At 63.3% G+C, this 14,741-nt stretch carries 11 protein-coding genes and 1 riboswitch; of the genes, 1 reads left to right on the plus strand and 10 read right to left on the minus strand.

All coding sequences use genetic code 11. The features are described from left to right. Nucleotides 1–174: 174 nt before the first annotated feature. The 6 genes from pepN to BLU48_RS11955 are packed head-to-tail and all read right to left on the minus strand — an operon-like array spanning nt 175 to nt 6,675. On the minus strand, nt 175–2,832 hold the full coding sequence (pepN, locus tag BLU48_RS11930; RefSeq protein WP_057022507.1) for an aminopeptidase N: 2,658 nt from the start codon (nt 2,830–2,832) through the stop codon (nt 175–177). A 13-nt stretch (nt 2,833–2,845) separates the two neighbouring features. Next, entirely contained in the window at nt 2,846–3,676 is an 831-nt protein-coding gene (locus BLU48_RS11935; RefSeq protein WP_057022508.1) for a DUF2797 domain-containing protein, read from the minus strand. Further along, nucleotides 3,673–3,933 carry a YeaC family protein gene (locus BLU48_RS11940; RefSeq protein ID WP_043051201.1) on the minus strand — a complete coding sequence of 87 codons (261 nt, stop codon included), beginning with the start codon at nt 3,931–3,933 and terminating at the stop codon, nt 3,673–3,675. Before BLU48_RS11940 ends, BLU48_RS11935 begins: the two co-directional genes overlap by 4 nt. A gap of 14 nt (nt 3,934–3,947) precedes the next feature. Then, nucleotides 3,948–4,817, minus strand: coding sequence for a rhomboid family intramembrane serine protease (locus tag BLU48_RS11945; protein WP_057011131.1), 870 nt, complete (start codon nt 4,815–4,817; stop codon nt 3,948–3,950). Then, the gene (locus BLU48_RS11950; RefSeq protein WP_162252748.1) at nt 4,814–5,788 is read right to left on the minus strand and encodes a metallophosphoesterase; all 975 of its coding nucleotides are present in this window, start codon (nt 5,786–5,788) and stop codon (nt 4,814–4,816) included. The genes BLU48_RS11945 and BLU48_RS11950 overlap by 4 nt, the downstream gene beginning before the upstream one ends. After that, complete coding sequence (locus BLU48_RS11955; RefSeq protein ID WP_003217892.1) at nt 5,785–6,675, minus strand: NAD(+) kinase; 891 nt, start codon at nt 6,673–6,675, stop codon at nt 5,785–5,787. The genes BLU48_RS11950 and BLU48_RS11955 overlap by 4 nt, the downstream gene beginning before the upstream one ends. A 146-nt stretch (nt 6,676–6,821) precedes the next feature. On the opposite strand from BLU48_RS11955, the gene BLU48_RS11960 reads away from it, so the two are divergent. Continuing rightward, nucleotides 6,822–7,769: a DUF1853 family protein gene (locus tag BLU48_RS11960; protein WP_057022509.1), complete on the plus strand. Its 948-nt coding sequence runs from the start codon at nt 6,822–6,824 to the stop codon at nt 7,767–7,769. Nucleotides 7,770–7,882: 113 nt separating this feature from the next. Here BLU48_RS11960 and BLU48_RS11965 read toward each other — a convergent pair whose 3' ends face one another. From BLU48_RS11965 to cobW, 4 genes are read right to left on the minus strand one after another with little or no spacing between them, the layout of a single operon-like run. Next, on the minus strand, nt 7,883–8,485 hold the full coding sequence (locus BLU48_RS11965) for a vWA domain-containing protein (protein ID WP_057022689.1): 603 nt from the start codon (nt 8,483–8,485) through the stop codon (nt 7,883–7,885). Between the two features lie 53 nt (nt 8,486–8,538). Continuing rightward, nucleotides 8,539–9,537 (minus strand): ATP-binding protein, encoded by a 999-nt coding sequence (locus BLU48_RS11970; protein WP_057022510.1) that lies wholly within the window; start codon nt 9,535–9,537, stop codon nt 8,539–8,541. After that, nucleotides 9,534–13,298: a cobaltochelatase subunit CobN gene (cobN, locus tag BLU48_RS11975; protein ID WP_057022511.1), complete on the minus strand. Its 3,765-nt coding sequence runs from the start codon at nt 13,296–13,298 to the stop codon at nt 9,534–9,536. The genes BLU48_RS11970 and cobN overlap by 4 nt, the downstream gene beginning before the upstream one ends. 2 nt (nt 13,299–13,300) lie before the next feature. After that, nucleotides 13,301–14,362, minus strand: a complete 1,062-nt coding sequence (gene cobW, locus BLU48_RS11980) for a cobalamin biosynthesis protein CobW (protein ID WP_057022512.1) — start codon at nt 14,360–14,362, stop codon at nt 13,301–13,303. Nucleotides 14,363–14,455: 93 nt separating this feature from the next. Continuing rightward, nucleotides 14,456–14,655, minus strand: a riboswitch (cobalamin riboswitch). Nucleotides 14,656–14,741: the final 86 nt, after the last annotated feature.

Below are 14,741 nucleotides of genomic sequence, written 5' to 3' on the forward strand. Positions count from 1 at the left end.
TATGCACTCGGCCTAATCCAACATGCTGGTCGGCTGTCAGGCCGCCATCGGGGGCAAGCCCCCTCCCACATTGGATCAGGGCGCTGGTTAGATAGCGGTCGGCTGCAAGACCAAGCCCCACATTTGGATGGAAGCCCCCGCTCAATAGCCGCCTGCAGTCACCCTGCCCCCAACTTACGCCAGGCTCTTGCTGACCACCTCGAACACATCACTGGACAGCTCGCCGGAGGCAAGAATGCGCTCCAGTTCCGCTTTCATCAGCGCCTGCCGTGCGTTGTCGTATTTGCGCCAGCGCGTCAGCGGCGCCAGTTGGCGCGAGGCGATCTGAGGGTTCAGGGTATTGAGCTGTATCACCAGGTCCGCCAGGAAGCGATAACCCGAGCCGTCCGCGGCATGGAAGTTGACCAGGTTCTGCCCGGCAAATGCACCGATCAGCGCACGCACCTTGTTCGGGTTCTTGATGGTGAATGCCGGGTGCTCCATCAGTGCCTTGACCCGTGCCAGCCCGCCCGGCAAGGTGCTGCCGGCCTGGACGCTGAACCACTGGTCCATCACCAACGGGTTGTCCTTGAAGTTCTCGGCAAACACCGCCAGGGCCTGGGCTTTTTCCGCCTCGAACGGCGAGTTCACCAGTACCGCCAGGGCGGTCAGGCGCTCGGTCATGTTGTCGGCAGTATCGAACTGATCCAGGGTGGCCGCGAGTACTTGCGGCTTGCCGCTGAGCATCAGGTACGACAACGCGATGTTTTGCAGGGCGCGACGGGCAAAGTGCTCGGCCTCCGCCACGTACGGCGTCTGCTTGGACAGGTCGCGGTTGGCCTGGTAACGCAGCCACAATCCTTCGAACAGGTTGTCGGCCAATTGCTTGCGGGCATACTCACGGGCGGCGTGAATGGCATCCACATCCGCCACGTCGCTGATTTCTGCCAGGTAGGCTTCGCTCGGCAGCGAGAGCATTTCCGCGACCATGGCCTGGTCCAGGCTTTCATCGCTCAAGACAGTGCGCAGCGCGTCGATCAGGCGCTGATCCAGCTTCAGCGGCTGACCCGCCTGATGCCGGCCGATCAGTTCCTGCAGCACCTGCACCGACAGTTGCTGGCCGGCATCCCAACGGTTGAAGCCGTCACTGTCGTGCTGCATCAGGAACATCAGCTGGTCACGGTCGTAAGGGAAGCTCAGTTTCACCGGCGCCGAGAAGCCACGCAGCAGCGAAGGCAAGGGTTTTTCGGCTATGTCGACGAAGGTGAACGTCTGCTCGGCTTCAGTCACCGAGATCACCCGGGAAGTGCCGCCAGCCGTCGCCTCACCGGCCAGTCGCAAGGCAATACCCGCGCCCTGCCCGTCCAGCAAGCCGAGCGCCACCGGAATCACGAACGGCAGTTTCTCGACCTTGTCCGGGGTGGCCGGGCAGCTCTGGCGGAAAGTCAGGCTGTAGGTCCTGGCCGCAGCGTCATACGACTCGCTGACCGCCAGACGTGGCGTACCGGCCTGGCTGTACCAGCGTTTGAACTGGCTGAGGTCGGCGCCATTGGCGTCTTCCATGGCCTTGATGAAGTCATCGCAGGTCACGGCCTGGCCGTCATGGCGCTCGAAGTAAAGGTCGCTGCCTTTGCGGAAACCGTCGGCGCCAAGCAAGGTATGGAGCATGCCGACTACTTCCGAGCCCTTTTCGTACACGGTCAGGGTGTAGAAGTTGGAGATCTCGATAAAGCTGTCCGGGCGCACCGCGTGGGCCATGGGCCCGGCGTCTTCGGCGAACTGGTGGGTACGCAGGTAGGCCACATCCTGGATGCGCTTGACCGTGGCCGAGTTCATGTCGGCGGAGAAGCCCGAGTCACGGAACACGGTGAAGCCTTCCTTGAGCGACAGCTGGAACCAGTCGCGGCAGGTCACGCGATTGCCCGACCAGTTATGGAAGTACTCGTGGGCGACGATGGCCTCGACCCGCTGGTGGGCGGCGTCGGTGGCGGTTTCGGCGCGAGCCAGCACGGCGCTGGAGTTGAAGATATTGAGGCCCTTGTTCTCCATGGCACCCATGTTGAAGTCGTTGACCGCCACGATCATGAAGATGTCGAGGTCGTACTCGCGGCCGTAGGTTTCTTCGTCCCAACGCATGGATTTTTTCAGGCTGGTCATGGCGTGCTGGCACTTGTCGATGTTTTCCGGTTCGACGTAGATGCGCAGCGCCACTTCACGGTTGGTCATGGTGGTGAAGCTGTCTTCCACGCACCACAAATCACCGGCCACCAGCGCGAACAGGTAGGCCGGCTTCTTGAACGGGTCTTCCCAGGTCGCCCAATGCCGGCCGTCTTCGCCGGGGCCGCTGGCAATCGGGTTGCCGTTGGACAGCAACACCGGGTAGCTGTGCTGTTCGGCGATCACTGTGGTAGTGAAGACGCTCATCACGTCCGGACGGTCGAGGTAGTAAGTGATCTTGCGGAAGCCTTCGGCTTCGCACTGGGTGCAGAACATGCTGCCGGATTTGTACAGCCCTTCGAGGGCAGTGTTGGTTTCCGGGTGGACCTTGACGGTGGTGTCGAGGGTGAAGGTTGCACTCTTGGGCTGCACGGTCAGGTGGCTGTCGGTCAGCTGGTAGTCAGCGTCCGTCAGTTCCTGGTCAGCCAGGTTCACACTCAATAGCTCCAGTTGCTGGCCATCGAGCACCAGCGGCGGCAGGCCGGCACCGCGCTCGGGGTTGCGGCGCATCACCAATTGCGCGTGGACCAGGCTGTGGTCCTCGAACAACTCGAAGGTCAGGTGCGTCTCGTCAATCAGGTAGTCCGGCGCCTGATAGTCCTTAAGGTAGATCATCTTCGGTTGTTCGGTGCGCATGCTTGGGATCCTTCTACTGATGCACGGCGAGCTGGTAGGCCGTGTATTTACGAATATTGATAACGCCGGTGTCGAAGATCAGGTATTGGCCCTTGATCCCCAGCAGCGTGCCTTCGGCAATCGGGTTCTTGTCCAGGTTGAAGCTGACGATCTTGGTCGGATACTGCTCGACCGGGTAGCGGATTTCAATCGGCTCGATGTCGGCAATGGTTTGGATGGCTTGCAGGCCAAAGCGTTCCTGCAAACCCAGCAAGCCTTCGGCACAGGAAGCAAACAGCTCATCGCGCACCTGCTTGAGGTCCACTGCTGCCGCGTCGCCCTTAAGCAAGGCGCGCCAGTTGGTCTTGTCGGCCACCTGGCTGCGGAACAGGTCTTCGACGAAGCCGGACTGCTGGCGCGTGGCGACACGCATGATCGGCAGCGCCTGGCTGGCGCCCTGGTCGAGCCAGCGGGTGGGCAATTGGGTGGCGCGGGTGATGCCGACCTTGATCCCCGACGAATTGGCCAGGTACACCACGTGGTCGGTCATGCAGAACGTTTCGCCCCAGCCGGGATCACGGCAGGTGCCGGCGTCGTAATGGCAGCGCTCGGGGCTCATGATGCACAGGTCGCACTGGGCCAGCTTGGTCATGCACGGGTAGCAATAGCCCTGGCTGAAGCTGGTCTTGGTCTTGCGCCCGCAGTGGCTGCAATGAATGGCACCCAGGTATTCGAGGCGCACATGGGTGCCGATCAGAGGGTTGACCGGCACCTCGACATCGCCCAGGCGAAAGGCGTATTGAACGGTCGGCTCACCGAGTTGCGCCGACATTTTGCTGACTGCACCGCGACCAATTTCAATCAATGGATCGCATCCGACTTGAACAGGATGTTCGGCACCGGCGCCGACTTGGAGGCGCATTCCTGTGGCCCCATGTAGCCGGTGCGCTGCTCTTCGGGCAGGTTCTGGATTTCCCAGGCGATCACTGCCTGCAAGGACAGCTCGCGCTGCTCGGCGGTGAGCTTGCGGCCGTCAGACCATTTGCCGATTTCCACGGCGAGCTTGAGGCTCTCGTAGATGTCCGGAGTGATGTTTTCGATCATTGCAGCAAAAGAGGACATAAGGCTCTTCCTTATCAAATAGACGCTTTGCGACGGTTGTACAAACCACCGAGCAAACCCGTCAGGCAACCGATGACCAAGCCGCCCACATGGGCCGCGTTGGCGATTTCGCCGAAGCCGATCATCGAGACCAGCCCCGACAGGCAAAGCAGCAGCCACACCAGCATCATCACCAGCACTCCACGGGGCAGGCGATAGGCGGGGTTGGGTGACAATAATTGAAAGATCCAGCAATGCCCGAGCAGGCCATACAGCACGCCGGACAAACCGCCAAACAGGCCGGGGCCGCCATAGGCATATTGAGCGTAGTTGGAGACCAGGCTGAACAACAGGGTCAGGCCCAGCAGGTTGATACTGCCCTGGCGTGCTTCAATGCGCCGGCCCAGCTCCCAGTACCACATGCCGTTCATGGCCAGGTGCAGGATGCCGAAGTGAATCAGCATCGGCGTGACCAGGCGCCACCACTGCCCCGAAGCCAGCGTGTCGGCAAGCGGCGTGAACTGGATGTACTCGCCCAGCACCCGGAACGGCAGGAAGGTCAGCCAGGCCATGGCTTGCAGGTTTTCGCCGAGCAGAGTCACTGCACCGACGATAAGGCTGGCCAGCAGCACCAGCGCGGTGACCGGGCTATGGCGTACTTGCTGGACAAAGCCTGGCCGAGCAACCGGTGCCTGTTCGGGAATATCCAACTGCTGGTCCGGGTCGCCGGCGGGGAAGCGCTGATACAACACGCGCACGTCATCGCTGATGGTTTCGGGCACCCACAACACTTGCTCGCCCGCCTCTTCACTGACGCGATGGGGCACTTGCATGCGTTGCAGCAACTTGACGAAACCACCCAGGTCGACGCTCAGGGGCAAGCGCAATACAGCTACGGTACTCATGGAATGGCCTCTGGTCGCTCAACGTCGACCCATACGAATTTACGTGGATCCAGCTGGGTTTCCTGGTCCAGTCGATACGCTACCAGCTTGCCGTACAACACCGCGCTGTAGTCCAGGCAGGCCAGGTTCGGGCGGATCGGCGCCGGTTTGCCGCTGCGCCAGTAGTGGCCGACGAACAACAGCGGTTCATCGACGCCGTAGCGCAGCAACGAATTCTTTTGCTTGGAAGACAACGGCGTGCGCGCCACCGGCTCAGGCAGTGCATCGGGCTGGAACACGATGTCGCCGTAGGTCTTGGGGTCGTCTTCCCAGAACTTGGTGCGAAAGAACGAGCGCGTCAGGCCATCGCCACCGGTCAGGGTCAAGCCGTCGGGCAAGCGCATATCGGTGCCGCGCAGCAGCCGGTCGAAGGCGTTGCAGGCAAAACTGCCCGGCACGGCGGCGGCCTGCAGGAAGTGCTGGTCGATACAGCCATCCGGGAAGGTCGCGCGCAGCGGCTGGATAAAGCCCTCGTCCCAGCACGCGTGCACCACGCGGAAACGCCCGGCATCGACAAACAGCGGCATGTCGTAGAACCAGCCGAGGAAGTCGTGCCAGTCGGCCGGGTGGTGTTCGAATTGGGTCAGGGTCTCTTGGATCAAACGCGCATGCCGTGGGTTGTGCTCGCGCACGAACTGCTTGCCGCTGCCAGGTGGAGCCGGCGTGGTCCAGCCCAGCGCGTTGAACTCATGGTTGCCCATGATGCAAAGCGCCTGCCCGGCCTCGGTCATATCGTGGACGATATGCAGCGCCTCGCGGATGCGCGGGCCACGGTCGATGATATCGCCGAGGAACACCGCCATGCGTGACGGATGGCGCCAGGTGCCACCCTGCTTGTGGTAACCCAATTGGTCGAGCAAGTGCTCAAGGGTATGAGCGCAACCGTGCACGTCACCAATCAGGTCATAACTACGCGCGGGATCGAGCATCAGTCGCCTCCACCCCCCAAGCGGCTGCCCCAGCCCAGCTTGGTACGGCACACTTCGTAGTAGTTGTGATCCAGCGGGTGGATCAAGCGCAACTTCTGTGCCTTCTTGCTCACGGTGATGGTGTCACCGGGGGCGCAGGTGAAATGATTTTGCCCGTCGCAGGAGACTTGCGGGTAAATCTGCATGTCTTTGGACACCACGATTTTCAACTCACTGTTGCCATCGACCACAATCGGTCTGCTGGACAACATATGGGGGTACATCGGCACGATCACAATGGCATCGAGCTTGGGATGCATGATCGGACCGCCTGCCGACAGCGCGTAGGCGGTCGAGCCGGTGGGGGTGGCGACGATCAGGCCGTCGGCCTTCTGGCTGCACACGAACTGACCGTCGATGTACAACTCGAACTCGATCATCCGCGTGGACTTGCCCGGATGCAGCACTACATCGTTGAGGGCATCGCCCTGGCCAATGGCCTCGCCGTGGCGGCGCACTTCGGCTTGCAGCAGGAAGCGGTTCTCCACCAGGTAATGGCCGTCGAGCACCTTGGCCACTTCGACTTCCAACTCATCGGGGCGGATATCGGTCAGAAACCCCAGGCTGCCGCGGTTGATCCCCAGCACCGGCACGTTATGCCGCGCCAGCGCACGAGCGGCGCCGAGCAGGCTGCCATCGCCGCCGACCACAATGACCATGTCGCAGACTTCGCCGAGCATCTTGCGCGACGAGGTTTGCAGGCCGTGGCCTGGGAGGATTTCAGCGATGGTGTCTTCGAGGATCACATGCAGGTGGCGCTCGAGCAGAAACTTCTTCAGTCGGCGGACGGTGTCCAACACCTGGGTACTGCCCAGGCGACCGATAATGCCGATATTGCGAAATTGCTCCATGGGGCTCCTGCGGGGTGTGGGGTGCGACCAAAAAGAACGATTATGGGCGAAAGGCCGTCTCAGGCAAAATCCTTTGTCGCCGCAGAGCCTTGATGACAATGGTTCTCAGGCACCTTGCGCACGTCTGAAAAGGCTATGCTCGGACCATGACAGTGTTCCCTGACTTGCACGCCCTGCCCCGTCAATTGCGCCACCCCGAGGTGCGCGACCTGGCGTGGGTGATACTCGCCCCGCCGATGCTCGCGCAGACACCATGGCCGCAGCGCCATCCGTTGGCCGGCAGTGACTGGGTGCAGGCGCCCCACTTGCTCGAAGCCTGGCTGCGTGACCTGGACCGTGACAGCAGTGCCTTGCAGCAATGGCTGAGCCTGTCACGCACGCGGCGCCTGGGCCTCTATTACGAACGCCTGTGGCAGTTCGCGGTGCAACATGCGCCGGGCGTGGAATTGCTGGCCGCCAACCTGCCGATCCGGCGCGCCGGGCATACCCTGGGCGAGCTGGACATGCTGCTGCGCGACCGCGATGGCGTGCACCACCTGGAACTGGCGATCAAGCTCTACCTGGGCCCTCAGGACGGCGATGGCCAAGACACCGCGCAATGGCTTGGCCCTGGCTGCCATGACCGGCTCGACCGCAAGTTGGCACACCTTGCCCAGCACCAGTTGCCGATCTCGGCACGTGCCGAGAGCCGCGAAGCCTTGGCGGCGCTGGATATCCAACAGTTCGATGCGCATTTGTGGCTGGGCGGTTATCTGCTCTATCCCTGGCCCGGCGCGGCGCAATCCCCCCTTGGCGCTCACCCGCAGCATTTGCGCGGGCGCTGGCTGCATCAACGCGACTGGCGGGACTTTGTCAGCACCACCCCGCCCGGCCGCTGGCAGCCCTTACCCCGCCATGCCTGGCTGGCACCGGCGCATTACCCGGCGGATGAGGTGTGGAGTGAAGAACAGATTCAAGGCTGGCTGGCGGACCTGGACTCGATGGCCCCGGCGCAGTTGCTGGTGCGGATGGTGCAGAGCGGTGAGGAGTGGGAGGAAGCGGAACGGTTGTTTCTGGTGGCGGATCTTTGGCCGAATGTGCCGGGGGCGGGCTGATGAAGCTGTGGTGTATTTAAAGGCCTCATCGGGGGCAAGCCCCCTCCCACATTTTGAGCACACCGCATTCCCCTGTGGGAGGGGGCTTGCTCCCGATGGCGATGGCCAAGGCACTACAAACCATCGATATGCCGATACTCCAACTGCAACCCCATCGCCAGCTCTTGAGCCCTCCCCAACCTGATCGGCCCACGCTCAATATCGATCAGCAATCCCGGGCACTCCAATCGCGGCAATGCGTCAATTGCCTTGAGCCGCCCATCGGTCATCACCAGCAACTTCTGTTGCTCCACCGGATAGCGCTTGCGCCGCGCCGCGAGCCACTCCCCGGCCTCGGCCAGTGCCGCCAGCAATGGCGTGCCGCCGCCGGCACCGAGTTGTTCCAGCCAACCCGCCAGTCCTTTGGCAGCCTTCAGGCCTTGCACCTGCCACTTCGGCGATGCGCCGCTTGCCGTCAGCAAGGCCATGCGCGCCCGTTGCCGGTAAGCATCGTCAAACAGCTGGGCCAACAACCCCTTGGCATCGGTCAACGCGCGATGGCGCCGAGTCGACGCCGAGGCATCGACGATCACCAACCACAATTCAGGCGCTGAACGACTACGCAGGTGAAACAGCAAATCGTCCCGGGATTGCGGCCGGCCGTCGAGCAAAGTGCCCGGCCAATTGATCGTGCCCTGCTGTGCGCTGCGCGCCTTGCCCTGCCTGCCGTTGTCCAGGCTGCCCGCCTGGGGCCGGGCATCCGCCCCCGCGTCAGGTCGGGGGCGGATGCCTAGGGCTTTTTTGGCCAGGCCGGCACATCGCGGCGTGCGCCGGTGGGCAAGGCCGGTGCGGGCATATCGCCCCATTGGCCCTGGCCAGGGGAGGTCTCAGACGGCTTCGACGATTGCCCTTCATTCGGCGGCGCGGCCGGTGGCGTTTGCGGCTGACGGCGATGGCGCAAGGCAAACTCGGCCACTGCATCTATGTCTTCTTCGGCGATGACTGACGCGCCACGCCAAGCCGCATGAGCCCGGGCGCCACGCAGCCAGACCAGGTCAGCGCGCAGGCCATCGACGCCTTCAGCAAAGCAGCGTTCGGTGATCCGGGCCAATGCCTGATCATCCAACGGGATGCTGTCGAGCCGTGCCCGCGCCTGGGTGCAGCGCTCGCGCAAGGCGGCCTGAGGTTCAGCCCACTGCGCGCAGAACGCCGCTGGATCGGTGTCGAAATCCAGGCGACGACGGATGATCTGCCCGCGCTCGGCAGGCAAGGTCTGCCCGCTCAGCGCCACATTGAAGCCGAAGCGGTCGAGCAGTTGCGGGCGCAACTCACCCTCCTCCGGGTTCATGGTGCCGATCAGCACAAAGCGCGCCGAATGGCGATGGGAAATGCCGTCACGTTCGATCAGGTTGGTGCCGCTGGCGGCCACGTCCAGCAGCAGGTCCACCAAGTGGTCTGCCAACAGGTTGACCTCATCCACATACAGCACACCGCCATCCGCCTTGGCCAACACGCCGGGGGAAAACTGCGCACGGCCTTCGCCCAGTGCTGCATCCAGGTCCAAGGTGCCGACCAGCCGCTCCTCGGTCGCGCCCAAAGGCAAGGTGACGAACTGCCCGCTGGCCAGCAGGTCCGCCAGGCCACGGGCCAGGGTCGACTTGGCCATGCCCCGCGGCCCTTCGATCAGCACGCCGCCGATCCTCGGGTCGATGGCAGTCAGGCACAGCGCCAGTTTCAGCTCGTCGGCGCCGACCACGGCGGACAGCGGGAAATGGGGAGTCTCAGTCATCGGCTGTCTTCTTCTATATCCAGCAACAGGTTTTCCAACGCCTCGCGATACGCCCCCGGCTCCTGCCACATGCCCCGCTGCTGGGCTTCGAGCATACGCTCGGTCATGTCCCGCAGGGCGTCGGGGTTGTGTTGCTGCACAAAGGCGCGGGTGTCAGGGTCGAGCAGGTAGGCATCGGCCAGCAGCGCGTATTGATGATCGTCGATCAGCGCGGTGGTGGCGTCGAAAGCGAACAGGTTGTCCACGGTCGCGGCCATTTCGAACGCGCCCTTATAGCCATGGCGCTTGACGCCTTCGATCCACTTGGGGTTGGCGGCGCGGGCGCGGATAACCCGGTTCAGCTCTTCCTTCAAGGTACGGATTCTGGGCAGGTCCGGCTGGCTATGGTCACCATGATAGCTGGCGGCCTTGTCACCGCTCAGGGTTTCCACGGCGGCAAGCATGCCGCCCTGGAATTGGTAGTAGTCATTGGAGTCGAGCAGGTCATGCTCGCGATTGTCCTGGTTCTGCAATACCGCCTGCACCTGGCTCAAGCGCTGGGCAAATTGCTCGCGGGCGGCGGTGCCCTCGTCGGACCCACCGTAGGCATAACCGCCCCAGTTCAGGTAGATCTCAGCCAAGTCTTCACGGCTCTGCCACAGGCGTCCGTCAATCGCGCCCTGCACACCTGCGCCATAGGCACCGGGCTTGGCGCCGAAGATGCGCCAGCCGGCCTGCTTCGCCGCGGCCTCTAAGTCCAGGCCCGACGCCTGCAACGCCTGGCGCTCGCTGCGCACCTTGGCGGCCAGCGGGTTCATGTCATCCGGTTCATCGAGGGCCGCTACCGCCTGCACCGCCGCATCGAACAGGCGAATCAGGTTGGCGAAGGCATCGCGGAAGAACCCGGACACACGCAGGGTCACGTCGACACGCGGGCGGTCCAGCAGGCTGATCGGCAGTATTTCAAAATCGTCCACCCGCTGGCTGCCGGTAGCCCATACCGGGCGCACGCCCATCAGCGCCATGGCCTGGGCGATATCGTCGCCCCCCGTACGCATGGTGGCGGTGCCCCACACCGACAAGCCAAGCTGGCGCAGGTGGTCGCCGTGATCTTGCAGATGTCGCTCAAGCATCAGGTTGGCCGACTGGAAACCGATGCGCCAGGCCGTGGTGGTCGGCAGGTTGCGCACATCCACGGTGAAGAAGTTACGCCCCGTCGGCAGTACATCCAGGCGACCGCGACTGGGCGCACCGCTGGGCCCTGCCGGTACAAACCGCCCGCCCAGGGCATCCAGCAAGCCGCGCATTTCCGCTGGGCCACAGGCGTCCAGGCGTGGCGCGACCACGATGCGCAGGCTTTCTATCACCGACTTCACGTCCTGCCAGCCGGGCTCTTCCAACTGCTCGAGGGGACCTTCCAGCGCCTGCTCGATCAGCCGCGCTGCGTACAGCTCCAGGCGTTCGCGGGTATCGCCGGCGGTGCGCCATAACTGCCCGTCGATCTTCTGCAACACGGGCGGACGCCGTCCCGTCCAGGGCTCGGCCAAGGCGCAATCGAGCGGATCAAAGCCCAGGTCGAATGCCTTGGCCAGTACCCGCAGCAGGCTCGATTGCGGGCCACGGCCGTCGCCACGGGGAATTCGCAACAAGGCCAGCAAGGTGTCGATGCGCAAGCGGCCCTCGGGTGATTCGCCAAAAACATGCAGACCGTCGCGGATCTGCGATTCCTTCAAGTCACACAGGTAGGTGTCCAGGCGCGGCAGCCAGATGTCGGCGTCAGCCTCGCTGTCCAGCTCCAGCTCCTGGTCGATGCGGGTTTCGCGCACCAGCTTGAGAATGTCTTTTTGCAGCTCAAGGGCGCGGCGCGGGTCGAGCAATTGCGCCTCGTAGTACTCGTCGGCCAACAGCTCCAGGTTACGCAACGGGCCGTAGGTTTCGGCGCGGGTCAGCGGTGGCATCAGGTGGTCGATGATCACCGCTTGGGTACGCCGCTTGGCCTGGGCGCCCTCGCCTGGGTCGTTGACAATAAACGGATAGATATTCGGCAGCGGCCCGAGCAATGCATCCGGCCAGCAGTTTTCCGACAGGCCTACGCCTTTGCCCGGCAGCCATTCCAGGTTGCCGTGCTTGCCCACATGGATCACGCCATGGGCGCCGTAGGTGTGGCGCAACCAGAAATAGAACGCCAGGTAGCCATGGGGCGGCACCAGGTCCGGGTCGTGGTACACGGCACTGGCGTCCACCTGGTAACCCCGTGCCGGCTGGATGCCGACGAAGGTCAGGCCCAGGCGCAAGCCGGCGATCATCATGCGGCCGTCGCGAAACATGGGATCGTCTTGCGCGGCGCCCCAACGTTCCAGCACAGCCTGACGATTGGACGCCGGCAAGCGATCGAACATCGCCTGGTAATCCCCCAGACCCAGGCTTTGGTGGCACGGGCGCAGGTCGAGGCTGTCCAGGTCGTTGGTGACTCCACCGAGCAGCGCATGGATCAATGCGGTGCCGCTCTCGGGAAGCACCTCTGCCACCGGGTAGCCTTCAGATTGCAAGGCACGCAGGATATTCAACGCCGCCGCCGGGGTGTCCAGGCCCACGCCATTACCAATACGCCCATCTCGGGTCGGGTAGTTGGCGAGGATCAGAGCAATGCGCTTATCGGCATTCGGCACCCGGGCCAAGTCGACCCAGCGCCGCGCCAATTCAGCGACAAAGTCCATGCGTTCAGGGACTGCGCGATAGCACACCACGTCCGACTGGCTGCGCTCGCTGCGCCAGGCCAGGTCCTTGAAGCTGATCGGCCGACTGATGATGCGCCCATCCAGCTCCGGCAAGGCAATATGCATCGCCAGGTCGCGGGGACCGAGCCCCTGTTCGCTGGCCTGCCAGCCGGGCTGGTTGTCCTGGGCGCAGATCGCCTGGATCACCGGGATATTGCGACGAAACGGGCGCAGGTGCGGGGCTTCGGGGCTGGACTGGGCAAAGCCGGTGGTGTTGAGGATTACCGCGGCTTGCACGTCGTCCAGCAGGTCCTCGACCGCCGTGAGGCAGCCGGGCTCTTTCAAGCTGGCCACCGCGATGGGCAACGGGTTGAGGCCCGCAGCCTGCAAGCGCTGGCAGAACACATCAATAAAGCCGGTATTGGCCGCCTGCAAGTGGGAGCGATAGAACAGCACGGCGGCCACGGGGAGGTCAGCGCGCCAATCCACCTGCCAGTCATTGAGGCGGGCATTGGCTTTACCAGGGTGATAGATCGCCGTACGCGGCAAGGTTTGCGGCTCGGCCCATATATAGTCGCGACCCAGATGGGCGCTGGCCAGGCAATGATAAAAATCCAGCGCGTTACCCAGGCCACCCTGGCGCAGGAAATGCCACAGGCGCTCGCGCTGTTCGGCATCAACGGTGCTCAGGCAGCTGAGCTCCGGGTCGGGGCGGTCATCCCCCGGCACCAAAATCAGCGTGACGCCGCGCTCGGCCAGTTCCACCAGGCGCTCTATGCCGTAGCGCCAGTAACCAATGCCGCCATGCAAGGAAATCAGAATCACCTTGGCGTGCCGCAACACCTCATCGACGTACAGGTCGACGGAGGCATGGTTTTGCACCTGCATCGGATTGGCCAGGCGCAGACTCGGGTAATCCTCGGGCAACTGCTGGGCTGCTTCGGCGAGCAGCGCCAGGCTGGAGTCGCCGCTGCACAGGATCACCAGTTCAGCAGGGGTTTGGCCAAGGTCGGCAATATTGTCGTCCGCGACGAAACCACCGGGTTGGGTCCTGAGCAGGTGCATGGTTAAACGCTGAGGGCAGCGCGCAATTGCGCTTCAAGGCCGGCGGCGTCCAGCTCCTGGCCGATCAGCACCAGGCGCGTGGTACGTGCTTCTTCCAAGCCCCAGGCACGGTCGAAGTGTTTGTCGAAGCGCGTGCCCACGCCCTGGATCAACAGGCGCATCGGTTTGTTCGGGATCGCGGCGAAACCTTTGACGCGCAGGATGCCGTGCTGCACCACCAATTGAGCCAGGGCGTCGAGCAACAGCGCTTCTTCGGCTTGGGGCAGGTCGATGGAGATCGAGTCAAAGGCATCGTGATCGTGATCGTCTTCACCTTCATGATGATGATCGTGATGGCTGTGGCGAGCGTCAATGTGCTCCTCGGAGCCTGCGCCCAGGCCAATCAGCACGTCCAACGGCAGGCGACCGCTGCTGGCTTCGATGACCTTCACTGCTGGCGGCAGCTCCTCGGCGACTTCCAGGCGCACGCGGGCCAGGTCTTCGGCGCTGATCAGGTCGGCTTTGTTGAGGATCACCAGGTCGGCGCTGGCCAGTTGATCGGCGAACAGTTCATGCAATGGCGACTCGTGGTCCAGGTTCGGGTCGAGTTTGCGCTGGGCGTCGACTTGATCCGGGAACGCGGCGAAGGTGCCGGCGGCCACGGCCGGGCTGTCGACCACGGTGATCACTGCGTCGACAGTGCAGGCGCTGCGGATTTCCGGCCACTGGAAGGCTTGCACCAGTGGCTTTGGCAGGGCCAGGCCCGAGGTTTCGATGAGGATATGGTCAAGGTCGCCGCGGCGGGCAACCAGTTCGCGCATCACCGGGAAGAACTCTTCCTGCACGGTGCAGCACAGGCAACCGTTGGCGAGTTCGTACACGCGGCCATTGGCTTCTTCTTCGGTACAACCGATGGCGCACTGCTTGAGGATTTCACCGTCAATGCCCAGCTCGCCGAATTCGTTGACGATCACCGCAATACGACGGCCCTGGGCGTTGTCGAGCATATGACGCAACAAGGTGGTCTTACCCGAGCCAAGGAAGCCGGTAACGATGGTGACAGGGAGTTTGGCCAGTGTTTTCATCGGATGCCCTTTGGGGCGGGCATACGGGACGACAGGCCCTGCGGCGGCGCGCAGCAGCGGATTTCGTCACCGGATCACCCCGCCCGGTTGAATTGGAAAATCAGTGACGAGGCAGGTCTCCTGGCTTGGGGCGTACAGGTCTTGCGACCAACGCTGACTGCGCCTTCCCGCCGTCTCGGCAGTGGCGTGGCAGTCAACTGAACCCTTCACAGTTGCGGGGGCAGCCGCGGCTTGAACCGCGTTCCCTTCTTAGCTTCGGCCTGGGCCGAAGAACCTCGAACGGGCAAGGCTACGCAGTGCGGGAGAACGGGTCAATGTTGATCGCTCATCCGACATCGAGAAACGCCGAAACCACACAGGCAGCGGCCGGCCTGTTGAA

Source organism: Pseudomonas synxantha, from assembly GCF_900105675.1.
Classification (GTDB): Bacteria; Pseudomonadota; Gammaproteobacteria; order Pseudomonadales; family Pseudomonadaceae; genus Aquipseudomonas; species Aquipseudomonas synxantha.